Source organism: Mycobacterium timonense (assembly GCF_025821985.1).
GTDB classification, from domain to species: Bacteria; Actinomycetota; Actinomycetes; order Mycobacteriales; family Mycobacteriaceae; genus Mycobacterium; species Mycobacterium avium.
The window spans coordinates 1-22,188 of sequence record NZ_JACKSY010000053.1; the positions used below are offsets into that span (position 1 = coordinate 1).

18 protein-coding genes and 1 pseudogene are annotated in these 22,188 nt (G+C 64.7%); 9 read left to right on the plus strand and 10 right to left on the minus strand.

What is annotated here, in order from left to right; all coding sequences use genetic code 11:
- Window positions 1-298: pseudogene (locus H7I87_RS14845) on the plus strand (3-hydroxyacyl-CoA dehydrogenase); the annotation flags it as partial.
- 61 nt (window positions 299-359) lie between these two features.
- On the opposite strand, the gene H7I87_RS14850 reads toward H7I87_RS14845, so the two are convergent.
- The 8 genes from H7I87_RS14850 to H7I87_RS14885 all read right to left on the minus strand — a co-directional run bounded on the left by H7I87_RS14850 (window position 360) and on the right by H7I87_RS14885 (window position 10,364).
- Window positions 360-1,775, minus strand: coding sequence for a wax ester/triacylglycerol synthase domain-containing protein (locus H7I87_RS14850; RefSeq protein WP_063967111.1), 1,416 nt, complete (start codon window positions 1,773-1,775; stop codon window positions 360-362).
- Window positions 1,768-2,715 (minus strand): alpha/beta fold hydrolase, encoded by a 948-nt coding sequence (locus H7I87_RS14855; RefSeq protein WP_081264585.1) that lies wholly within the window; start codon window positions 2,713-2,715, stop codon window positions 1,768-1,770. Before H7I87_RS14855 ends, H7I87_RS14850 begins: the two co-directional genes overlap by 8 nt.
- Window positions 2,716-2,729: 14 nt before the next feature.
- On the minus strand, window positions 2,730-4,643 hold the full coding sequence (locus H7I87_RS14860; protein ID WP_081264583.1) for a 1-acyl-sn-glycerol-3-phosphate acyltransferase: 1,914 nt from the start codon (window positions 4,641-4,643) through the stop codon (window positions 2,730-2,732).
- Window position 4,644: 1 nt separating this feature from the next.
- Window positions 4,645-6,162: an HAD-IB family hydrolase gene (locus tag H7I87_RS14865; protein WP_063967109.1), complete on the minus strand. Its 1,518-nt coding sequence runs from the start codon at window positions 6,160-6,162 to the stop codon at window positions 4,645-4,647.
- The gene (locus H7I87_RS14870) at window positions 6,159-6,695 is read right to left on the minus strand and encodes a flavin reductase family protein (protein WP_063967108.1); all 537 of its coding nucleotides are present in this window, start codon (window positions 6,693-6,695) and stop codon (window positions 6,159-6,161) included. The genes H7I87_RS14865 and H7I87_RS14870 overlap by 4 nt, the downstream gene beginning before the upstream one ends.
- 24 nt (window positions 6,696-6,719) lie before the next feature.
- A complete protein-coding gene (locus H7I87_RS14875) occupies window positions 6,720-7,334 on the minus strand; it encodes a hypothetical protein (RefSeq protein WP_063967107.1) in 615 nt (204 codons plus the stop codon).
- Window positions 7,335-7,344: 10 nt separating this feature from the next.
- On the minus strand, window positions 7,345-8,913 hold the full coding sequence (locus tag H7I87_RS14880) for an AMP-binding protein (RefSeq protein WP_063967106.1): 1,569 nt from the start codon (window positions 8,911-8,913) through the stop codon (window positions 7,345-7,347).
- Between the two features lie 416 nt (window positions 8,914-9,329).
- Entirely contained in the window at window positions 9,330-10,364 is a 1,035-nt protein-coding gene (locus H7I87_RS14885; protein WP_063967119.1) for an LLM class F420-dependent oxidoreductase, read from the minus strand.
- Window positions 10,365-10,480: 116 nt separating this feature from the next.
- Here H7I87_RS14885 and H7I87_RS14890 point away from each other — a divergent pair, with 116 nt between their 5' ends.
- Window positions 10,481-11,329 carry a hypothetical protein gene (locus H7I87_RS14890; RefSeq protein WP_063967105.1) on the plus strand — a complete coding sequence of 283 codons (849 nt, stop codon included), beginning with the start codon at window positions 10,481-10,483 and terminating at the stop codon, window positions 11,327-11,329.
- On the opposite strand, the gene H7I87_RS14895 is transcribed toward H7I87_RS14890, so the two are convergent.
- The gene (locus tag H7I87_RS14895) at window positions 11,237-11,770 is read right to left on the minus strand and encodes a TetR/AcrR family transcriptional regulator (RefSeq protein WP_081264584.1); all 534 of its coding nucleotides are present in this window, start codon (window positions 11,768-11,770) and stop codon (window positions 11,237-11,239) included. The two genes, H7I87_RS14890 and H7I87_RS14895, sit on opposite strands and share 93 nt — an antisense overlap.
- Window positions 11,771-12,168: 398 nt before the next feature.
- Window positions 12,169-13,473, minus strand: a complete 1,305-nt coding sequence (locus H7I87_RS14900) for an IS256-like element IS666 family transposase (protein WP_011724019.1) — start codon at window positions 13,471-13,473, stop codon at window positions 12,169-12,171.
- 818 nt (window positions 13,474-14,291) lie between these two features.
- Between H7I87_RS14900 and H7I87_RS14905 the strand changes: the two genes are divergently transcribed.
- From H7I87_RS14905 to H7I87_RS14935, 7 genes are read left to right on the plus strand one after another with little or no spacing between them, the layout of a single operon-like run.
- Window positions 14,292-15,005, plus strand: a complete 714-nt coding sequence (locus tag H7I87_RS14905) for an MlaE family ABC transporter permease (RefSeq protein ID WP_063966965.1) — start codon at window positions 14,292-14,294, stop codon at window positions 15,003-15,005.
- Window positions 15,006-15,014: 9 nt separating this feature from the next.
- The gene (locus H7I87_RS14910; RefSeq protein WP_063966964.1) at window positions 15,015-15,890 is read left to right on the plus strand and encodes an ABC transporter permease; all 876 of its coding nucleotides are present in this window, start codon (window positions 15,015-15,017) and stop codon (window positions 15,888-15,890) included.
- Between the two features lie 2 nt (window positions 15,891-15,892).
- Entirely contained in the window at window positions 15,893-17,278 is a 1,386-nt protein-coding gene (locus H7I87_RS14915) for an MCE family protein (protein WP_063966963.1), read from the plus strand.
- A 37-nt stretch (window positions 17,279-17,315) separates the two neighbouring features.
- The gene (locus H7I87_RS14920) at window positions 17,316-18,344 is read left to right on the plus strand and encodes a virulence factor Mce family protein (protein WP_063966962.1); all 1,029 of its coding nucleotides are present in this window, start codon (window positions 17,316-17,318) and stop codon (window positions 18,342-18,344) included.
- A complete protein-coding gene (locus H7I87_RS14925; protein ID WP_063966969.1) occupies window positions 18,341-19,687 on the plus strand; it encodes an MCE family protein in 1,347 nt (448 codons plus the stop codon). The genes H7I87_RS14920 and H7I87_RS14925 overlap by 4 nt, the downstream gene beginning before the upstream one ends.
- Window positions 19,684-21,033, plus strand: a complete 1,350-nt coding sequence (locus H7I87_RS14930) for a virulence factor Mce family protein (RefSeq protein ID WP_063966961.1) — start codon at window positions 19,684-19,686, stop codon at window positions 21,031-21,033. The genes H7I87_RS14925 and H7I87_RS14930 overlap by 4 nt, the downstream gene beginning before the upstream one ends.
- On the plus strand, window positions 21,030-22,187 hold the full coding sequence (locus H7I87_RS14935; RefSeq protein ID WP_063966960.1) for a virulence factor Mce family protein: 1,158 nt from the start codon (window positions 21,030-21,032) through the stop codon (window positions 22,185-22,187). The genes H7I87_RS14930 and H7I87_RS14935 overlap by 4 nt, the downstream gene beginning before the upstream one ends.
- Window position 22,188: the final 1 nt, after the last annotated feature.

Genomic DNA, 22,188 nt, shown 5'->3' on the forward strand with positions numbered 1-22,188 from the left:
GTTCAACTCCGGCAGCACCAGTATTCCGTTGCAGGACATGATCGATCGGATGCTGTTCGCCGAGGCGCTGGAGACGCAGAAGTGCCTGGACGAGGGGGTGCTCACCTCCACCGCCGACGCCAACATCGGTTCAATCACAGGCATTGGTTACCCGTCGTGGACCGGCGGCAGTGCGCAGTTCATTGTCGGCTACCAAGGCCCGCATGGCGTGGGCAAGGACGCGTTCGTGGCTCGCGCCACCGAACTGGCCACCACGTACGGGGTCCGCTTCACCCCACCGGACTCACTGATCGGTTAACACAGCAGCCGCGCCGGACTCACTGATCGGCTGCAGCGTCGGATTGTCTCGATGCCGGCCGTTAGACGGTATGCGCCAAGGCGAGCACCTCATCGAAGCCCTCTCGGAGGCAAGCGGCGAAGGCGTCGGTGTCAGAAATCGCCTCTGGGTCGGCATTGACGGTGACACAACATGTTCCGTCGTAGGACAGCATCGTCACCATGGCTGCCACCGCCGGCCGGGGACCCATCGGATACAGGCCGACCACCCGGGCTCCGGCGAGGTACAGTTCGCGTCCCACAGCACCCATGTTGGAGGCTTGGATATCGATGGCGCCGGTCATGTCGGCGGCAATGCGTGTCAGCAACGGTCCGGGCAGCACGCTCAGGGCAGGCGCTATCAAGTCAAGAAAGCCCAATGCGGGCTCGTCACGAGCATCGGCGATCAGGCGGTGGATCGCTGCGATCCTGAGCGCTGGATCGACTTCGCCCACCGGAGCGGCGAAGCGGGCCGCGGCAAATCTGTTGCCGCCCATCGGATCTGCCTCGGACCGCACACTGATCGGCATGGCCATCGGGATGACATGGACAGGGGTCGAGCACTGGTCGTGGTAGCGGCGAACCCCACCGAGAACGGCCGCAAGAAAGGCGTCGTTGACCGAGCCCTGGGCGGCGCGTCCCGCGGCCTTAAGTTCGGTCAGGGCGACGTCGAGCGTGATCAACCGGTAACCGGGGCCGCCGTGACACAGCAACGGGGATCGGGTCGCGGCGACGGGGGCCAGCACACGCTGCAGCGAGGCGCCGAACCGCACGGCCTGTCTGGCTGCGCGCACCGGATCGCCGGCCACCCCGGCAACGGCGTTCCGCACGCCGCGCAGCACACCACCCGGCGCCGCTGACGCTGTGGTCGCCAGCCATGTGGCAAGCAGCGCGACGGGCGTGGCGGCCGGGCGGGTGGGCGGTGCCGTCGTGGTGGCCCACGGTGCCGGGTCTCGGCCATGCCCATGGGTCAGGTCGAGTAGCTGCAGCAGCCCGAGCCCGTCGGTGAGGCTATGGTGCGGTTTGAACAGGTAGGCGGCCTTGCCGTCGGCGAGTCCGCTGACCAGGATGGCCTCCCACGGGGGCCGATGCGGATCCAGCGGCCGGCTGGCGAATTGGGCGATGAACGCGTACAGCTCGACGGTGGAGCCGTCGCCGGGCAACCCGACCCGGTGCAGGTGATAGCTCAAGTCGAAATGCGGATCCGGTGACCAGGCAGGGGAAACTATTGGAAGGAGGGGCTCGACGATGCGTTCCCGCATCCGGGGTACCGCCTGGGTGAACCGCTCACGGGCTGCCACCAGCCGCTGCCAGTCGGGTTCGCGGTCCAACAGTTCAATGAGCACACCCGTGGACCGGGTGCGGTGATCGCCCTCGGCGCGCCACATGACTGCTTCCCAGGGGCTCAGATCGGCTCCGCCGCCCCACGCGGCCAACGGGTCCGCACCACTGCTAGGCATCGTCGCCGACCCTTGCGCCCGTCCGCGAGTCGACGGCCCGGGTTACGTCCAGGATCAGCTGGGCCACTGCTGCTGGGTCGTCCGACATCGGCACGTGCCCCACACCGTCGAGGCGGACCAGTTCCGCGCCAGGCAGCCGAGCCAGCATCGGGACGCCGAACTCGTCGAAGGGCAGCACCCGGTCGTGCGTTGGCCATACCACCCGGAGCGGGTAGTCGCGCTCGGCGGGCAGGGCCTTGAGGTGTTGCTGCGGCAACACCCGCAGCAGTGTGGGCACCGCGGAGGCCGCGACGCTGGCCCGGATCGCGGCGGCCACGAATTCCGGTGCGACCCGGCCTGGATGAGCGACCTGCCCAGCTAGCATCAGCCACCGCAACACGGGGTTAGCGGCGACGACGTCCGCGTGCGGCGCACTCCGGCATGTCACCGCTAGGTGTGCCCTGATCGTGGTGGCCGTCAGTTCGATACGGCGCTCTGATCGCCAGGCGCCGGCGGGGCTGAGCAGCACGAGTGACCGCGCGCGGCCACGGCGGGCGAGCTCGATGGCCAGCCAACCGCCCAGGGAGTTGCCGACGATGTGGACCTGACGCAGCCCAAGTACGTCCATGTCGTCCTCGACGCCGTCGGCGAGCGCGTCCAGCGAGGGGATCACCGGACCAAGTGGCAGGCCTCCGCCGTGGCCACGCAGCGTGGGGGCAATCACGTCGTGGTGGGGCTCGAGGAAGTGCAGCACCGGTGTCCAGACCCGCCAGATAGTGCCGATTCCGTGCAGCAACAGCAGCGGGGACCCGCTGCCGCCCCGGTGCAGTGGAGTGAGGTCGAGCCGGGCCGGGGCGGTACCCGGGTTTTGAGCGCGCCGCACCGCGGTCGCCGCCGCGCCCGCCACCGCGACGATCGCCAGGCCCGTCCTGAGGCTTCGTCGGACTTGCTGATCCTGCATGTGTCTCCTCGTCATTACCCTCGGTGGCCTGACAACGGCGCGCTGTGCTGAGGTGTGGGGGCCGCGTCGCTGATCGCCGCCAGAGTGGCGATGGCGTGGTGGAGGTGATCGAGCTCGTCGGCGAACTCCCGTCGGCGCGACACCAGATCGTCGTGGGGTGCGGCGGGACCAATCAGTCCACGGTGTGCCGCCAGTTTGAGCGCTGCGGTGAACATCTCGGCGGAGACAGATTCCTCACTGGCGAGGCGCTTCTGCAGTGCCCACTGCTTGGCCAGGCGAAGACAGGCGTCAAGAAAACGGTCTTGGTCGAAGGGATCGCTGGGCGCGCAGGTGACCAGTTGTTCGGCCACGACGCGGTAGGCGTCCACGTACGGTCGTAAGACGAGATGGGCGACGATGAGATTGCTGTCGTCCAACCACTGTTGGGCTTGGCGCGCATCGAGGGTGTCGGTGCGCTGTTGGATGGATCCGGTCATCAGGCTAACTTCGTTCCAGAGTTCTTCGGCGAACTCGCCGCGGGCGGCGAAGAAGAAGTCGAACTTTAGGATCTCGCGGACAGCCAGGGCGGTGCGCCAGGCGGTGCGGGTATCTCCGCCGGGGGTGTCGGCGAGGATCATCAGTGCGATCTCGGCGATGGCGCGGACCACCAGCACGTGCACGGCGCTGTTGCGGTAGACCGCGGCGATCAGATGCTGGTCAGTTCCGATGCCCCACACCGTTTGTGGGCCCCGCGTGTAGCACTTGAGCACGCCGGAAGTCACCAGGCTCTCCAGTGTGTGGGACACCGTTGCCCGCTCGGTCAGATCGGCGCCGCCGGCGACCGGCCAGCCGCGGACGCTCAGGTAGCCGGCTAGGGGCTCCACGGTGGCGCACACCTCGTCGAGGGTCAGCGCCCGGTCCTGGCCCAACATCGCCACACAGACCGCCGCAGTGGTGGTCACCGGGGTGATGCGATTAATGCGGTGGCAGATGTCGAGCGCCAGACGTTCCATCACCTGGCGGTCAGAAAGGCCGTCGTTGCGTAGGCTTTTTAGCCGGTCGTACACCGGTATCGGGGCGCCGAAATCGAGATAGATTCGGCCCAGCCGGGCTTTGAGCCGCCGGGCGTATTGCGCCAGCCACCACAGATCTTCGGGCCGCTTGCCGGTCCCGCGAGCCTCGTGAGCCATCAGCTCGACTTCATGCAGGGGCAGTTGGTCGTAGATGATCGAGACCGGCACGATGAGTGCGTTGGACTGGGCCACGGATTCGATCGCGTCGGTGACGTAGCGCAGCAGCCCGAACCTCGGTGGCCGCAGTTTCCCGGTGCGGGTGCGGCCACCCTCGATCGACCACACGAGATTGTTGCCTGCAGCGACGAGGCGCCCGACCACGACGCGCAGCGCCATCCGGTACACCGGGGCATCCCCCGACGCGCGCCGGACATGCACGATTCCGTTGCGCCGGGCCAGCGTTCCGAGCGGGAAGAAGTCCAGGTTGGCACCGGCCATCCCGTAACAAGGGGTGATCCCGAGTTGAGCCAGTCGCGGAGGCAGTGCGAACTCGTCGAGATAGGACCGGTGTGAGGTCAGGAAGATCAAGGTGTTGGTCTGGTCGAGCCGGCGCAGTTCGGCCAAACTTGCGTCGTCGGCGACGATCTGATACCCACGCACCAACCACGCAGCGATTCGATGCCAAGCCCCCAGGACGACCGGGTCGTGGGTGGCGGCCATTTCCCGCACGTAGCCGGCCGCCTCTGCCCTGACCAACGTGGGGTCACAGCCCAGCTGCTGTGCCAATGTCTGTGCGGCGGCGTGGAATTCGTCGGATACTAGTAGTGCGGCGACGTCGGGCAGGTCGCCGGGAGTGGCGACGGCCGAGTCATTGCGGCGCCGCGGCGCCCCCAAGAGTCTTCCCCACCGGCGCAGGCGCGACCCTGTGGTTGCCATGTCAGCGGCTCGTCGTGGTCGCTGCGGCGATCATCTGTGACCAGCGCGCGCCGGCGGCCGCGCCGGGCCAGTCGTCGAGGGTGTCGGTGTAGAGCCGGTGCATCTCGTCACGCCACGCGGTGATGTCGGTGCGGGTCCATCCGGTCGTAGGGACCGGTTGGTGTACGACCACATCGATGGTGCCCTTCTGCGCGATCAGTGCGTTGCGCCACATGACTTCCCCGGCGTTGCGGATGACGACGGGCACGATGGGCACACCTGCGTCGCGGGCGAGGTGAAACCCCCCTTTCTTAAACGGGCCCACGGCCGGGGTAAACGACCGGGTGCCCTCGGGTGCCATGGCGATGGAGATCCCGCCACGCAGTTTGTCGATCGCTGGTTGCAACGCCGCGATCGCCCTGTAGGTGTCGGAGCGATCCAGGAACGCCACACCGGCCAGTGCGAACAGCGTCCCGATCACCGGTATCTGGCGTACTTCGGCCTTGACGACGATAGTGAAGCCTCGCTGGATGAGCCGGGATGTGACCAAAACGTCGACCAGGGTGCTTTGATGGTTGACGAAAAATACCGCCGGACGGTCCGCCCATGTGTGCTGTTGGCCGGTCACGTCGATGGTGATACTGCCCAGCCGTGGGCCGATCCGGCCGAAGAGTCCGGTGGCCAGGTCAACCCCGAAACGTGGGTTGCGTCGCAGTGTTCCGGCGACCACGCCAGCGCCGCCGGCGAGCAGCAGAGTGGTGAACATCGCCACGGTGCGGACCAGAGGCAGCAGACCGCGTCGAGCACGGCGCCGAGTCAACTCGATGGTCGGCCATCCGTGGGCGCGCGCGTAGGCGGCCAGCCGCGGGCCTGGGTTGACCGGATGCGGAGACCCGACGCCGTTCAACACCACGATGTCGTCATCGCCGTCGGCGTAGACGTGGCTCAGGCCCAGATCGACCTCGTGGGTCCGGGCGAACTGCTGCACTGCGGCGAGTTTGCCTTCTTGCCATAGCGGCCGGCCGGCGACCCGACCCGTCAGCACACCGTCGTGGGCGCGCAATCGAGTGCACAACAGGTGGGCGATACCGAGGGCGCGCGCGAACGGCTCAGCTTCGGCTCCCGGCCCAGAGGTGACCAGGACGACCGTGTGCCCGAGGCTTTGATGCGTGCGGACCAATCGCCAACAGCCGTAGGACAGCGCACCGGCGAGATCGCGGGTGAACAATTCATCGCCCAAGGCGCGCACGTCGGCTTCGGTGCGCCCAGCCCAGTCTTGGACGGCTGCTTCCAGTAGTCGGATGAATCCGGCCTCGTCGAGCGATGACCGGTCCAGGTCACGGGGGGCCCTCAACGCGGTGGCAGCTGTGGCGCGCTTGGGCCGGCGGCGGCGGTGGGATGGCAGCACGACTGATGGTTCGACGAGGGTGCCGTCGAAGTCAAAAAATGCCCCGACGCGTGCGCCGCGGGGTCCGGCCCGCAACCCCCCTATCAAGGCATCCAGCGCGGTCGTCGTTGGATCTGCAACGTGCTGGTTCACTGCGGAACGGGCCTGGTATGCAGATAGGTGCCGTTGTGATAGATCAGCGGTGCCGGTGGTTTGCCGTCTTGTTCGGGGGCGCAGTGCGCGTCAGTGACGAAACCGATGACCAGCGTTGAGTCGCCGGCGTCGATGAGTTGGCGCGGCTCGACCCGAAGCCAGGTGGCGGTGCCGTGCAGCAGCGGTTCGCCGGTGTCCAGGGTGGTCCACAGTGCGGTGTCGGCGAACCTGAGTTCAGCGCTGCGGGAAAATCGTTGCGCCACAGCAAGTTGATGCTCGGCAAGGAGGTGGATGAGCAGTGAGTCGGCCTGGCGCAGCGCCGCGATGCTCGACGATGTGTGGGTGATGTTGAAGCTCACCAGCGGTGGGTCAAGTGATAGTGATGCCAGCGATGTGGCGGTGAATCCGACCGGCCCGCTGGGCGAGGTCAGGGTGATGATGGCTACGCCGGCGGGATGGCGGCGCAGCGTTGCCCGATAGGCCGAGGTGTCTAACCCGCCTTGACGCCCTGCGTTGTTGGGGATTCCGGACATGAAACTCCTTGCGGGGCAATGTGTTCAGGCTATAAGGGCGTTGCTGAGGTGCCCGTGGTGCGGCGTTGAAACGCACGCCGGGGTGCCACGTTCGATGCGGCCTGCACCGATCTCCTGCAGTCTGCGGGCGTCCAGGGTGAGGCCAAAACGCCGCAGAAGGGGCGGCGCAGTGGCACACAACGAGCGCAGCGTCGCCAGCGACAGTGGACGCAGTGTGACCCCATCGGCGACGTCGGCGGCGTAGATGTCGCCGATCAGCCCGGCCAGACCTGTCGGGGTGCCCACGTACCGCAGTGACTGGCCCTGGTGAACAACACCGCGGGCTTCGTCGTGACGCATCATTTGGGTGCGCGCGGTGCCGGCTTGCTCGGCAGTCAGTGCTTCGAGGTCGACCAGCACGGCCACGGCGGCCGTCCGGCGCCGGCCCTCGTGGGTCTCGGCGCGGAGACGCGCGGTCTCGCGCCTTGCCGCACGCAAGTCAGGTGCGGCGATCCGCACCGTTTCACCGGGTGGGCGGTCTGCGGTGATCTCGACCCAGCCGCGCGCGGCGCCGTCTGCGATATCGAGTCCGTCGAGGTCGACGGCAATGCGAAGCCGCCGGGTCGTCGACGTTGTGGCGCTAAAGAGGTCCGTGGACATCAGTTCTCGCTTATCCGACTTGGCGCGACCGGCCCTGCCAGTACGGTTCGCGCAGACTTTTCTTGTCGACTTTGCCGGTGGCGTTGAGCGGCATGTCGTCGACGAAAACCACTGTCTTGGGAGCGCTCACGCTGCCCAGTTCGGCTTTCACATGATCGATGAGCTGTTGTTCGTCGATCACGGCTCCGGACCTGGTCACGACGACGGCCAGAACCGCCTCGCCCCATTTCTCGTGCGGCACACCGATCACCGCCGCTTGCGCTACCGCGGCATGGGTGGTCAACACGTCCTCGACCTGTCGCGGGAACACGTTGAAGCCGCCGGTGACGATCATGTCGCGCTTGCGATCCACGATGTAGAGGAAGCCGTCGTCGTCGAGGCGGGCGACGTCGCCGGTGTGGATCCAGCCTTCGCGCAGCGTCTCGGCGTTGCGCGCAGGGTCAAGGTAGGACTGCATTTGACCGAGTTGTCTGGTGCAGACCTCGCCCGCTTCGCCGACTTCGAGTCGGCGCCCACTCTCGTCGCGAATCTCGATGCCGACGTTGACTAATGGCCGCCCCGCCGAGGCCAACCGCGCCAACCAGGTCGCGTCGTCGGCGCGGTGCTCGTGTTTACGCAGGCACGATACGAAGCCCTGCTCGGTGCCCGCGTACGTTTGGATGAAGATCGGGCCGAACGCCTCCAGCGCGGCACGTAACCGCTCCGGCGCAATCGGTCCGCCGGCGTAGACGATCGTTTTCAGACTGGACAGATCGAAGTCGGTTCGGTGGGGATCATCGAGGAGCAGATAAATGACCGTCGGCACGACCGCGGTGGCGGTCACCCGGTGACGCTCGATATTGGTCAGCAGCGTGGCTACATCCAGGGCGGGCAGCATGACATTGGTGCCGCCACGCACGAACGTAGGCATCACAAACGCCTGGGAAAAGTGGGTCAACGGCGCGCCGTGTGCGAACACCTCACCGAAGCTGATGTCGGCGATGTCCAGGCCGGCCGAAATGCCGTAGTACCCCCAGGTGTAATGGGAGTTCACCACACCCTTGGGTTCACCGGTGCTCCCGGACGTGAACAAGATGAACGCCTCATCGTGGGGGTCGATGTCGACGTGCGGGCGGGTGCGGGGTTGGTGATCGACTAGCTCGGCGAAATCGGCGGCCGGCGCAACCCGCTGCCCCTTCGGTATGTCTCCGACTCGGATGAGCGTGCGCAGGCTGGGGGCCGTACGGCAGATCTCGGGGATAGCGCTTTCGAATTTCTTATGAAAGATCAACGTGGAAGCCTCAGTCGAGTTCAGATTCGACGTCCACGTACTTGTTGAGGCGCGGGTGGCCATTTGGACCAGGACTGCCCCGGTCGCCCAGATCGCCTGTTGGCACGGGATGAATTCCAACACGTTGGGCATCAGCAAGCCGACGCGTTGGCCCTTGCCGACGCCCAGGGCGATCAGCCCGTGGGCGATCTGGTTGCGCCACTGGTTCATCTCGCGGTATGTGATGGACCGGTCGGCATCGATGATTGCCGCCGAGTCTCTGTAATAGCTGCATACCCGGTCCAAAACATCGGGCATCGGGCCCCACATCGCTAGCTCTCTGCCCGATCGTCAGCATGGCAAGCCGGTAAGGGATCAACACACATAGCTTCCACAGGACTGCTCCTTGTCGCATGGCAGTGGATGGCTAGCGCCGACGCTATCCGCGCATCACGGCCACATCGACTAACCCCAGGAGGAAAGCTATTGCCCCATCGAGGGAGGGCCCCGCCCGCGCGGCCAGCCCGGGCAAAGATCCTTGGATTGCCCTCGGACCCGACCTGTTCCTTCGATAAACACGGCCGAAGGTGAACACCGTCGATCGGTGGGGCTCTCTGCGCGCGAACCCGAAGGATTGCTTAGTGACGCCGCACAAGCACCCGAATAGCGCGGCGCGACTATCCGGTCATGAGCACCGGGCTCAGGGGCACTCTCGGGTGTGTGATCTGCCCTCTGCCCCAATCCGCCTACGCTGCCTTGATGGCGGTGACGAGAGCAGCGACAGTGGCCTCGCTGAGTGGGTAGGGGGTGTAGAGGGTGAACCTGTCGACCAACCCACTGAATCGCCGCGCGATATCGTCGCCGACCTCGGTCGGGTCGCCGACGACGGCGATCGTGTGCAGGACGTCGTCGTCGACGAGAGCCGCCATGTCCTTCCACTGGCCGCGTCGAGACAGCCGATGCAACTCCAGGTGGAGGTCTCCCCAGCCGTGCAAGTCCAGCACTTTCCGGTAGGCCGGGGTGGCGCCGTAGAAGGCGATCTGGTCGCGTACCCGCTGGATCGCCGCTACCAGCGATTTTTCGTCTTCGCCGGTAGCGACCAGCCCAGGGTAGGTCGTGGTGAACTCCGCTCGGGTGCGGCCACTAGCCTTTAAGCCTGCGTCGATGAGCGGCATCGTCACCTCACGCAGGTAGCGGGCGGTGGTGAAGCCGTGTACCAATAGCCCGTCGGAGACTTCGGCGGCGACCGTTGTCATCTGGGGACCCACGGCGGCCACCATGACCCGGGGCGGGCCGAATTGATTGGGTTGTGGGCTAAACATCGGTGTCATCAGGGTGTGCTGGTAGTGCGCGCCGCGAAAGTCGAGTTTTTCGCCGGTGTACCAGCATTGCCAGATCGCTCGTAGCGCTTCGATGTACTCGCGCATCCGCTCGGCGGGCGCTGACCAGGGCATGCCGAAGCGCCGTTGGATGTGTGCCTGGATCTGCGATCCCAGGCCCAACACGAACCGTCCTCGGCTGAATATATTGAGATCGTTGGCCACGGTGGCCATCGTCATCGGGCTGCGAGCGAATGCCACCGCGACCGCGGTCCCCAACCGCAGGGTGCGGGACCGGTCGGCGGCGATCATCAACGGCAAGAACGGATCCCGGCTCACTTCGGTCGACCACACGCCGTCAAAGCCGGCGCGCTCGGCCGCCGTCACTTGCGAGGCCAGCACCTCAAGGTCCGCGCCGGCGGTGCCATCCACAGAACCGCCGATGTTCGCGTCGACATTCATGGTGTTCACCTTGACACGGCAGGCTAAATTGTTGCGGCAATGTCGTCCGTAGGGGGGAGGAAATTCCCCCTGAGTGGGCTCCCAGCCAGAACGAGGCAAATCATACTGTCGGTCCTATGCCACCGATCGATCATGACCTGAACCTGACGACCCAGGCCATCCTGACCTGCGCTAGCTGGGCGTTGACCGCGGTCATCTTTGGGTTGACGGTGCGCTTGGGCGTCCGAGAACGCACTCCGTTCTACGCGTTGATGGTGGTGGCCGCGATGGTCGGCGCGTTTGCTGAGCCGCTCTATGACATCGCGATGATGCTGTACTTCTACTCGGGCCCCGGGATGTGGACGCACTTCACGGCCTTCGACATCCCTCAACCGATCTGGACGCACAGCGGGTACGTTGTGTTGTACGCGAGTGCGGCGGTCCTGATAGCCCGAGATGCGCACCGCGGCGCTCTCACGCGCGCCAAGTTGTTCTGTTGGGCAGCAGTCGAATTGGTGATGTCGTGTGTATTTGAGATGTTCGGCATCAACGGCGGCGCTTACAGTTATTGGGGCCCGCATGTTCTGCGGATCGTCAACTACCCCTTGGTCATCGGTGTGCTAGAGGCTGCCCAGGTGATCTGCTTTGCCGTCGCCGCAGCCCGACTCCGCGAGCACGCCACCTCCTGGTGGCAGCTATTGGGACTGTTCGTCGTTTTTCCCTGCACCTTCTTTGGAGCGAACTTCGGTGCGGGCTGGCCCACGATCATTGCACTACACGCTCACAACACCTCTACAGCGTTGGTCGCGGCAGCCGCCTTGCTCAGCATTTCCTTCGCGGTGGTTCTAGTGCGCTTGGCCGCGTCGTTGCTGCCGACAGAGCAGGGCGCTCGGCTATGCGCTGATGCCCAGGACGGCGCGCGCAGCTTCGGTCAGCACGACACGCAACCGGTCCTCGGCCAGGCCGGTGTTGTGAAACAGCGGTGATTGGATCGCGCCGATCACGGCGTGCACTACGGTCCGGGCTTCACTGTCGGTGAGGTCGGAGCGTAGTTCATTGACCACGTGCACCCATTCCTCGAGATAGCGGCGTTGTTTGCGGCGCAGTCGGCGGCGGTCTTCCTCAGGCAGGTTGTTGATCTCGTTGTAGTAGACCTGCGCCAGTTCGCGATCACCGACCACGAATTCCACCTGGCCGGCGATCAAACGATCCAGCGCCTGACCCAAATCGCTAATGGCATTGAGGATTTCCTGCTCGTCACGCAGCAACTCATCGATGACGCGATCAAACAGTGCGACCAACACCGCGGATTTGCTTGCGAAGTGCCGATATACCCCGGATCCGGTAATGCCCGCTGCTGCCCCGATCTGGGCGATCGAAACGGCGTGAAAGCCGTTGCGCGCGATCAGATCTGCGGCAGCATCCATGATCCGCGCCTTGCGTTCAGGATCGCGGATTCGCACGGCGGGCTGCCGCGGGAGTGGATCGACCGTTATGGTTCACCTCCCAAGTGTGCACAGGATGACATCGTATAGCTGAGCGACCAGGCACCTCGCTGCATCTATAGTGAACGCGGATTTGCGGCCCCGTGATGGAACTTTTCCACGATCCATAGTCTTCGTGACCTAGCCCACAACTGGCCCTTGACGGAGTTCTGCATCACGCATGAGGAATTGTCAAGACCTGTGGATTGGGGTGTTTCAGGCGACCTCCGTTTCGGCTGATTCGGCCGGTTCGGGTGGTGTGATGTCGACGGGCCGTTCGAGTAGCTTGCCCTTGTGGAAGACCGCGNGAGGAATTGTCAAGACCTGTGGATTGGGGTGTTTCAGGCGACCTCCGTTTCGGCTGATTCGGCCGGTTCGGGTGGTGTGATGTCGACGGGCCGTTCGAGTAGCTTGCCCTTGTGGAAGACCGCGCCGGCGCGGACCAGGGCGACCAGGTGTGGTGCGTTGACGGCCCTCCAGCGGGCTTGTGCGGCGTCGATCAGCTTGTAGGCCATGGCAATTCCGGCCGCGCGTGATCCGGGGCCCTTGGTGACCTTGGTTCTCAACCTGACGGTGGCGAACGTCGACTCGATCGGGTTGGTCGTTCTCAAGTGGATCCAGTGTTCGGCCGGGTAGCGGTAGAACTCGAGCAGCACGTCGGCGTCATCGACGATCTTGGCGACCGCCTTGGGGTACTTGGCCCCGTAGTCCACTTCGAAGGCCTTGATCGCGACCTGTGCGTGGTCGATGTCCTCGGCGTTGTAGATCTCCCGCATCGCCGCCAACGCACCGGGGTGGGCTGACTTGGGCAGGCAGGAAAGGACATTGGCCTGCTTGTGGAACCAGCATCGCTGCTCGCGGGTAGCCGGGAACACCTCGCGCATCGCCTTCCAGAAGCCCAGTGCACCATCACCGACAGCCAGCACCGGGGCGGTCATCCCGCGGCGTCGACACGACCGCAGCAGATCGGCCCACGACTCGGTCGACTCCCGATACCCATCGGCCAGCCCAACGAGCTCCTTTCGGCCATCGGAACGCACGCCGATCATCACCAGCAAGCAGAGCTTCTCCTGCTCCAACCTGACCTTGAGATGAATGCCGTCGACCCACAGGTACACGTAGTCGGTGCCCGACAGATCGCGCTCGCCGAAGGCCTTGGCCTCGTCCTGCCACTGCGCGGTGAGCCGAGTGATCGTGGTGGCCGACAGCCCGGCACCCGAGCCGAGGAACTGTTCCAACGCGGGACCGAAGTCACTGGTCGACAAGCCGTGCAGATACAGCAGCGGCAGCACCTCGGTCATCTGCGGGGACTTACGCGCCCACGCCGGCAGGATCGCCGAGGAAAACCGCCGCCGCTCAGCGGTATCGGCGTCGATACGCTTGTCGTTGACCCGCGGCGCGATCACCGTCACCGCACCCGCCGCGGTCAACACCTCACGCTCGCGGTGATAGCCGTTGCGGACCACCAGCCGATGCCCGTTCTCATCGACCTCCCCAGCATGGGCGTCGATGTAGGCGGCGACCTCGGCGGCCAACGCCGCCGCCAGCATCTGGCGGGCACCGTCGCGGACGATCTCATCGAGCAACGACCGCGACCCGCACGCGTCCTCGTTGGAGGAATCCTGGTCGTGAACTACCGTGAGCATGGGCGTACCTTCCCAACCAGCGCGCCAACGCCGGTCTTGATCAGAGCTACTGGACTTTCAGATCATCCTCGGGAAGGTGCGCCCATTTCTCACGCGCCCCGCCGAGGCTCATCCACAGGTTCTGATCATTGCTCNTCCCAACCAGCGCGCCAACGCCGGTCTTGATCAGAGCTACTGGACTTTCAGATCATCCTCGGGAAGGTGCGCCCATTTCTCACGCGCCCCGCCGAGGCTCATCCACAGGTTCTGATCATTGCTCATCACGCTATAGCGTCTTCAGAACAATTGATTGTTTTCGACGTAAGGGGGTCTGGTGCTCGCGTTGACGCTTCCGAAGTCTCGCAAGGCCACTGGCACTTGTGTGGTCGCGTAGTCATCCGTGGACGTACGGGTGGACGGCACCATAAGGGAGCATTGCGTGAACCCTGTGACAGGCGGTGCGAATGTCGGGTCTGATCCCGAGTGCGCCGAAGAGATCAACAGTCCGGCGGGCGATTTTGCTGGCGCCGCGAGGCAGTTGGCGCCAAGCGTAAGCCGGTCTGTCGCTTCGCGTGAATGCCCCAGAAGGGGGAGCGATATCCCACTTCTAGTGGCCGCGATCACAGCCATCGCGCCGTTACCGTTCGTTCAATGTCGGGCAATCGGGCCCGACGCGACAGCGGGGGGCCTATGCGGCTGAGGGTTTGTTGTGCCAGAAGGGATTACGGTGCGGTGATCACCGCGCCCGGCTCCCAGTCGACGTTAACCAGGAAGGGGACAGCGTGACGTCGTTGAGTGTGGCCACGAGGCCCGTTCGTGCAGTCGGTGGCTTTTTCGCCATGTCGCTGGACACCTTCGTGTTGATGTTCAGGCCGCCGTTCGCGTGGCGGGAGTATCTCTTTCAAAGCTGGTTTGTGGCGCGGGTATCAATGGTGCCGGCGGTGATGATGACACTGCCGTATGCGGTGCTGTTGACCTTCACCTTCAACATCTTGTTGACCGAAATCGGTGCCGGGGATTTCTCGGGCACCGGGGCAGCGATCGGCACGGTCAACCAAATCGGCCCCATTGTCACCGTTTTGGTGGTCTCGGGCGCGGGCGCCACCGCCATGTGCGCTGACCTGGGGGCGCGCACGATTCGTGAAGAACTCGACGCGCTGCGGGTGATGGGCATCAACCCCATCCAGGCGTTGGTGATCCCACGGGTGCTGGCGGCCACCACGGTGGCGTTAGCGCTGTCGTCAGCGGTCACCATAGTGGGCCTTGGCGGTGCCTTCTTTTTCACCGTATATATCCAGCACGTCTCGGCGGGGGCGTTCGTTACCGGTCTGACCACACTGACCGGCGCCGGAGACGTGTTGGTGTCTCTGGCCAAGGCGACGCTGTTCGGGATGGCCGCCGGGCTCATTGCCTGCTACAAGGGCATCTCGGTGGGGGGTGGCCCAGCCGGTGTCGGCAACGCGGTCAACGAGACAGTGGTGTTCACCTTCATGGTGTTGTTCGCCATCAACGTCATCGTGACCGCCGTCGGTGTCCAGTTCACGGTGCAATGAGGTGAATCGATGACGCAGGCCGCCCCTGCTCCTGCCGGTACCGTCCCCGCCACGCTGCACCCGAGGTTGCGGCGCACCGTCGATAGCGCGACCGGCAGTTGGAATCGGATTGGATCCCAGACACGGTTTTATGCCAGGACGTTGGCCTCGATCCCGGACGCCGTCGTCAACTATCGCACCGAGATGCTGCGGCTGATCGCCCAAATGGGCTTAGGTGCCGCGGCGCTCGCGGTAATCGGCGGGACCGTGGTGATCGTCGCCTTCTTGACGATGACCACCGGCGCCTTGGTGGCGGTGCAGGGCTACAACCAGTTGGCGTCGGTGGGTATCGAAGCCCTGACCGGGTTCGCGTCGTCGTACTTCAACGTTCGGCTGATCGTGCCTGGCACCGCCTCGGTCGCGTTGTCGGCCACCATCGGCGCTGGCGCCACCGCGCAGATGGGGGCGATGCGGATCAACGAGGAAATCGACGCGCTCGAGGTGATCGGTATCCGCAGCATCAGCTACCTGGCAGCAACCCGGGTTGCTGCCGGCGTGGTGGTGGTGATCCCCCTGTATTGCGTGGCGATGATGATGGCCTTTCTGGCCGCCCGCGTCGGCACTACATCTATCTACGGGCAGGGCTCAGGGGTGTATGACCACTACTTCAACACCTTCCTCAATCCCCGCGACATGATCTGGTCGTTCTTTCAGTCCGTGGCGATCACGATCGTCGTCATGCTGGTCCACACCTACTACGGCTACACCGCGCACGGCGGGCCGGCCGGCGTCGGGGAAGCGGTGGGCCGAGCAGTGCGCACCTCGATGGTGGTCGCCGCAGTGGTGATCGTAATGATCACCCTTGCGGTTTATGGCCAGTCCGGCAACTTCCACCTGGCGAGCTAGCGATGCCATTCAGGCTGCGCGGACGCGAACTGCACTCGGCGTGGTGGACGCTGATTTTGTTCGCCACGATCGGCGCGTTCTTCTTCGTGACCACAGCAGCTTTCAGTGGCGCCTACAAGTCCTACGTGCCGGTGACGCTGAGATCGGATCGCGCCGGGCTGGTGATGGAGCCCGGCGCCAAGGTGTTGTTGCGCGGTGTTCAGGTCGGCCAGGTCAGCGACATCGGCGGCGCCGACAACGAACAGGTCAGCTTGCGACTCGACATCGACCGCGACCAGATCCGCTATATCCCAGCCAACGTGCAGGCCCAGATCAAGGCCACCACCGCCTTCGGCGCGAAATTCGTCGACCTGGTCTCTCCGCCACAGCCCAGTGCTGCACGGCTGGCAGCGGGGACCGTGCTGCGGTCGACGAATTCCAGCACCGAGATCAACACTGTGTTTGAAAATGTCGTGGACCTGCTTAAGATGGTCGATCCGCTCAAGCTCAACGCCGTACTGACCGCCGTGGCCGAGGGGGTACGTGGACAAGGCCAACGGATGGGCGAGGCGACCAGCGACCTCAATCAGGTATTGCAGGCACTCAACTCGCGCAACGACACCCTTCGTGATGATTGGCGCACCTTCAAAGACCTCAACGACACCTACGCCGCAGCGGCCCCGGACATCCTGACGATCCTGAATGCCGCGAGCACAACGAGCACCACCGTTGTCAATCACTCCGCCGCGCTGGATGCCTTGCTGCTCAACGTCATCGGCCTCTCAAAGGCCGGAACCAACCTGCTGGGCACCAGCAGAGACAGTCTCGTCGGCACAATCAACACCTGGGAGCCGACCACGAACTTGCTTCTGACCTACAACCCCGAGTACACGTGCATGTTGCAGGGCGCCCAGTGGTTCCTCGACAACGGCGGCCGCTCGGCCTACGGCGGCGGCACCAGCGGGCAGGGCTTCGACTTCGACATCGCGCTGCTGCTGGGTAATGACCCCTACGTCTACCCCGACAATCTGCCTATCGTGGCGGCCAAGGGTGGACCCGGCGGCAAGCCCGGCTGTGGGTCTTTGCCAGATCCCACGAAGAATTTCCCGGTACGTCAGCTGATCACCAACACCGGGTGGGGAACCGGGCTCGATATTCGGCCTAACCCCGGCATCGGGCATCCGTGCTGGATTGACTACCTGCCCGTCACTCGGGCGGTCCCACAGCCGCCCAGCATCCGCCCATGCATCCCCGGACCGGCGGTCGGGCCCAACCCCGGCGGCCCGCCTTACGGGGCGGCCCTCTACGGGCCGGGTGGAGTGCCGCTGTGGCCCGGCGTGCCACCAGCCTCCCCCAATTCCACGCCACCCGAATCCGCCCCGTCACCAGCTCAAGCGCCGCCACCATGACCGCCGCCACCGATCCACACCGGGCAGGAGAGACAGCGTGCGAAACCAGTTAAGAGCCGTCGTGTGGCGGCTCGGCGTCTTCTTGACGGTCTGCGCGTTCGGTGCGTTCTTGCTGCTGACCATCTTCGCGCAGTTCCGGTTCGGTACCGGCGCCACCTATACCGCCGAGTTCACCAACGTATCCGGGCTCAAAAAGGGCGACCTGGTGCGCATCGCAGGCGTGGAAGTCGGCAAGGTCCAAGACATCGCCATCAATCCCGATGCGACGGTCCGAGTCGAATTCTCCACCGACAAGTCGGTCGTGCTGACCGGGGGAAGCCAGGCGGCAATCCGGTACGACAACCTGTTCGGGGGTCGCTACCTGGCCCTCGAGGAGGGCGTGGGTGCAGCCGCCATACTTCGTCCCGGTCAAACGATTCCGCTGGCTCGCACCAAACCCGCCCTGGACCTCGATGCGCTCGTCGGCGGCTTTAAACCGCTTTTTCGGGCGCTGAATCCTGAACAGGTCAACGAGCTCAGCGCCCAACTACTCCACGCATTCCAGGGACAAGGCCCCACGATCGGATCATTTCTGGACCAAGCGGCCGCGGTGACCAACACGTTGGCCGACCGGGACGTGCTGATCGGTCAAGTCATCGACAACCTCACCGTGGTGCTGGGCTCGCTGGGCGGCCAGAGCGACAAACTGGACAAAGCGGTGACCTCGCTATCGCAGCTGATCGCCGGGCTCGCCGCCCGCAAAACCGACATTTCCAATGCGGTGGCCTACACCAACGCCGCGGCCGGCTCGGTCGCTGACTTGCTCTCACAGGCCCGGGCACCCATCCGTGAATTCGTTCATCAGACTGACCGGGCCGCGGGCATCGCCGTGGCCGACCACGACTACCTAGACAATCTACTCAACACGCTGCCCGACAAATATCGGGCGCTCGACCGGCAAGCCATCTACGGCGACTTCTTCGCGTTCTATCTGTGCAATCTCGTTCTCAAGGTCAACGGCAAAGGGGGACAGCCGGTGTATGTGAAGCTGGCTGGGCAAAGCACGGGGCGGTGCACGCCGAAGTGAAATCGTTTTCTGAACGCAGCCCCCTGGTAATCGGCGCCGTGGGCCTCATGGCCGTGGCCACGGTGGTGATGGCGGCGCTGCAGTACCAAAAGCTGCCCTTTTTCAACCAGGGGGAGAGCTATTCAGCGTATTTCGCTGACGCGGGCGGGCTGTTCACCGGTGCCGGGGTTGAGGTGTCGGGCTATCAGGTGGGCAAGGTGTCCAGTATCGAACTCGACGGACCGGGTGTGCTGGTCACCTTCAAGATCGACAAGAAAGTCCATCTGGGCGAGCGCACCGAGGCCGCGATCAAAACCAAAAGCTTGCTGGGCAGCAAGATCCTTGACGTGACACCGCGCGGTGCCGGCAACCTCGACCGCGCCATCCCGCTGGACCGCACGGTGTCGCCCTACCAGCTGCCCGACGCTCTCGGCGACCTCGCGACCACCATCAGCGGACTCAACACCAATCAGCTGTCCGACTCACTGGCCACCCTCGCGCAAACTTTCGCCGACACCCCCGCCGACCTGAAAAACGCGGTGCAAGGAGTGGCGCGGTTTGCCCAAATCCTTGACACCCGCGACGCCCAACTCCGCACCCTGCTCGACAACGCCGCCAAAGCCACCACAGTGCTGGCCAAGCGCACCGACCAGATAGTCAGCTTGGTCAAAGACACCAATGCGCTACTGGCACAGCTGCGCACCCAAAGCGCCGCCTTGGAGAATATCTCGACGAACATTTCGTCGGTGTCGCAGCAATTGAAGGGGTTTATCGCCGACAACCGCCAGCAGCTGCGCCCCGCGCTGGACAAGCTCAATGGCGTCCTCGCGATCGTCGACGCCCGCAAAGAACGCGTACAGCAAACCATCAAAGGGCTCAACGCCTACGCCATGTCGCTGGGGGAATCGGTGGGCTCAGGCCCGTTCTTCAAGGCCTACGTGGTGAACTTGCTGCCCGGCCAGTTCGTGCAGCCCTTCGTCAGTGCCGCATTCTCCGACCTCGGTTTGGACCCGGCCACCCTGCTGCCCTCCCAGCTTTCCGACCCACAGACCGGCCAGCCCGGGACCCCCGCCTTGCCGGTGCCCTACCCGCGCACCGGACAAGGCGGGGAGCCCCGGCTCACGATTCCCGACGCAATCACCGGCAACCCGGGTGACCACCCGTGCGGTTTACCCGGCTTGCCTTTGCCCGGCCCGGGCTGTTACCCGGATCGGCAGCCAGCGCCAGCCCCCCCGCCCGGCGGTCCACCACCTGGACCGCCCGCGCTCCCGCCACCCGGGCTGGAATCGGTACCTGAGCCGACACCCTCGCCGACCAATGTGGAAGTGGGACCAGGCCCGTCGCGGCCGGGAGGCCAACCATGACAGCCAGACTGCGCCGCGCGCGCCTCATCTTGGCCGCCACGTTGGCCTTAGTCCTAGTCGCCGGGGTCCTGGTGGCGATGCGCACCTCCGAGCAGACCGCCCGAACTGTGATGATCGCCTACTTTGACAACAGCACCGGGGTGTTTCCCGGCGACGACGTCCGCATCCGGGGCGTCCCGGTGGGCAAGGTCGACAAGATCGAACCCCAACCCCTGCGAGCCAAAGTCTTCTTCTGGATCGACCGCAAATACAAGGTGCCCGCCGACGCCAAGGCGGTGATCCTTTCACCGCAACTGGTCACCGGTCGAGCGATCCAGCTGACCCCGCCCTATACCGGTGGACCCACCATGGGCAGCGGCGCGGTCATCCCGCAAGACCGCACCGCGGTCCCCATCGAATGGGATGACCTGCGCGCCCAACTGCAGCGGCTGACCGAATTGCTTAAACCCACCAAACCCGGAGGGGTCAGCACGCTGGGTGCCCTGATCAACACCGCCGCCGACAACCTGCGCGGACAAGGCGGCGCCATCCGCGACGCCATCATCAAACTGTCACAGACCGTCTCGGCGCTCGGCGACCACAGCAACGACATCTTCGCTACGCTCAAAAACCTGTCGACGCTGGTGACGGCGCTGCACGACAGCGCCGATCTGCTCGAACAACTCAACCGCAACCTGGCCTCGGTATCCAAAGTGCTGGCCGATGACCCCCGCAAGGTCGGAGAGGCAGCCGAGGACCTCAATGCCGTCGTAGCCGACGTACAAAACTTCGCCGCCGACAACCGCGAAGCGATCGGCACCGCCTCAGACAAACTCACCTCCATCACCAACGCGCTGGTCGCCAGCCTGGATGACATCAAGCAGACGCTGCATATCGCCCCGTCAACCTTCGCCAACTTCAACAACATCTTCGAACCGTCCGGCGGCCAGCTGACCGGCGCACTGGCGATCAACAACCTCGCCAACCCGATCAACTTCCTTTGCGGAGCGATCCAGGCCGCCTCCCGGCTAGGAGGTGAGCAAGCGGCGAAACTGTGCGTGCAATATTTGGCGCCAATCTTCAAAAACCGACAAATCAATTACCCGCCGATCGGCGAGAACCTACTGGTGGGAGCCCAAGCCAGGCCCAACGAGGTCACCTACAGCGAAAACTGGATGCGACCCGATTTCGTGCCCCCCGCCCCAGATGCGGCGCCGGCACAAGCGCCTGGGGCGCCGCCACCAGGGGCACCTCAAGCCGCACCGCCAGAGCCCCCCGTGGCACCCGCCCAGGACGGCGCCCCCGTGTCAACCAACCCGGCCGCGGGCCTACCCGGGCTGATGCTGCCCCCCGGAGGTAGTCGATGACAATCAGTTGCTGGCGCTCGGCGCGCGCCGCCCTCGTGCTGATCATCGCCGCGGCCGCGATCTCAGGCTGCGACTGGCGCGGGCTGAACTCACTGCCACTGCCGGGTACCCAAGGCAACGGCCCGGGCTCCTTCGTGATCCAAGCCCAGATGCCCGACGTCAACAACATCCAACCCAACTCCCGGGTGCGCGTGGCAGACGTCACCGTCGGTCATGTGACCAGAATCGAGCGCCAGGGCTGGCATGCACTGGTCACCATGCGCCTCGACGGTAATGTCAAGCTTCCCGCCAATGTCACTGCCGAGATCGGCACCACCAGCCTGCTTGGTTCGCTGCACATCGAGCTAGCAGCACCCAAAGAAGCCGCGCCGCAAGGCAAGCTGCATGACGGCTCACTGATCCCTTTGTCCCACGCTGGGGCCTTCCCGAGTACCGAGCAGACCTTGGCGGCGCTGTCGTTGGTGCTTAATGGCGGCGGGCTGGGCCATATCCAAGACATCACCGAGGCGTTCAGTACAGCGTTCCGGGGCCGCGAGCACGACCTACGCAGCCTGATCGGACAACTCGACACATTCAGCGCCAACCTCAACAACCAGAGCGCCGACATCATCGCCGCCACCGAAAGCCTCAACCGGCTGGTCGCAAAGTTCGCCGCCCAACGACCCGTGCTGGATCGGGCCCTGGCCACCATCCCCGATGCGCTGGCAGTCCTCGACGACCAGCGGCACAACCTTGTGGACGCGGCAGCCGAGCTCAGCAAATTCAGCGCACTGACCACCGACACGGTCAACAAAACCAAAGACAACCTCGTCAAGGAATTCAGCCAAGTCGCACCGGTGTTGGAGTCGCTCGCTAACGCCGGCCCCAGCCTGACACGCTCGCTGAGTTTGCTTTCCACATTTCCGTTTCCAACCGAAGAAATCGAGAAATGGATGCGTGGCGATTACGCCAACATGACCGCAATCGTGGACCTCACGCTCAGCCGCATCGACCAAGGGATCTTTACCGGGACCCGCTGGGAGTGCCATTTGACGCAGTTGGAGCTGCAGTGGGGCCGTACCATCGGCCAACTCCCCAGCCCGTGTACCGCGGGCTACCGCGGCACACCGGGCAATCCGCTGGTCATCCCCTACCGCCAGGATCAAGGGCCCTAAA

Excerpts from the sequence above, each read along its gene's own strand:
- H7I87_RS14850 (WP_063967111.1), bottom strand. The coding sequence starts at position 1,775 with ATGCCTAGCAGTGGTGCGGACCCGTTGGCCGCGTGGGGCGGCGGAGCC.
- H7I87_RS14855 (WP_081264585.1), bottom strand. The coding sequence starts at position 2,715 with ATGCAGGATCAGCAAGTCCGACGAAGCCTCAGGACGGGCCTGGCGATC.
- H7I87_RS14860 (WP_081264583.1), bottom strand. The coding sequence starts at position 4,643 with ATGGCAACCACAGGGTCGCGCCTGCGCCGGTGGGGAAGACTCTTGGGG.
- H7I87_RS14870 (WP_063967108.1), bottom strand. The coding sequence starts at position 6,695 with ATGTCCGGAATCCCCAACAACGCAGGGCGTCAAGGCGGGTTAGACACC.
- H7I87_RS14875 (WP_063967107.1), bottom strand. The coding sequence starts at position 7,334 with ATGTCCACGGACCTCTTTAGCGCCACAACGTCGACGACCCGGCGGCTT.
- H7I87_RS14880 (WP_063967106.1), bottom strand. The coding sequence starts at position 8,913 with ATGTGGGGCCCGATGCCCGATGTTTTGGACCGGGTATGCAGCTATTAC.
- H7I87_RS14885 (WP_063967119.1), bottom strand. The coding sequence starts at position 10,364 with ATGAATGTCGACGCGAACATCGGCGGTTCTGTGGATGGCACCGCCGGC.
- H7I87_RS14890 (WP_063967105.1), top strand. The coding sequence starts at position 10,481 with ATGCCACCGATCGATCATGACCTGAACCTGACGACCCAGGCCATCCTG.
- H7I87_RS14895 (WP_081264584.1), bottom strand. The coding sequence starts at position 11,770 with ATGGATGCTGCCGCAGATCTGATCGCGCGCAACGGCTTTCACGCCGTT.
- H7I87_RS14900 (WP_011724019.1), bottom strand. The coding sequence starts at position 13,473 with ATGCTCACGGTAGTTCACGACCAGGATTCCTCCAACGAGGACGCGTGC.
- H7I87_RS14905 (WP_063966965.1), top strand. The coding sequence starts at position 14,292 with ATGTCGCTGGACACCTTCGTGTTGATGTTCAGGCCGCCGTTCGCGTGG.
- H7I87_RS14910 (WP_063966964.1), top strand. The coding sequence starts at position 15,015 with ATGACGCAGGCCGCCCCTGCTCCTGCCGGTACCGTCCCCGCCACGCTG.
- H7I87_RS14915 (WP_063966963.1), top strand. The coding sequence starts at position 15,893 with ATGCCATTCAGGCTGCGCGGACGCGAACTGCACTCGGCGTGGTGGACG.
- H7I87_RS14930 (WP_063966961.1), top strand. The coding sequence starts at position 19,684 with ATGACAGCCAGACTGCGCCGCGCGCGCCTCATCTTGGCCGCCACGTTG.
- H7I87_RS14935 (WP_063966960.1), top strand. The coding sequence starts at position 21,030 with ATGACAATCAGTTGCTGGCGCTCGGCGCGCGCCGCCCTCGTGCTGATC.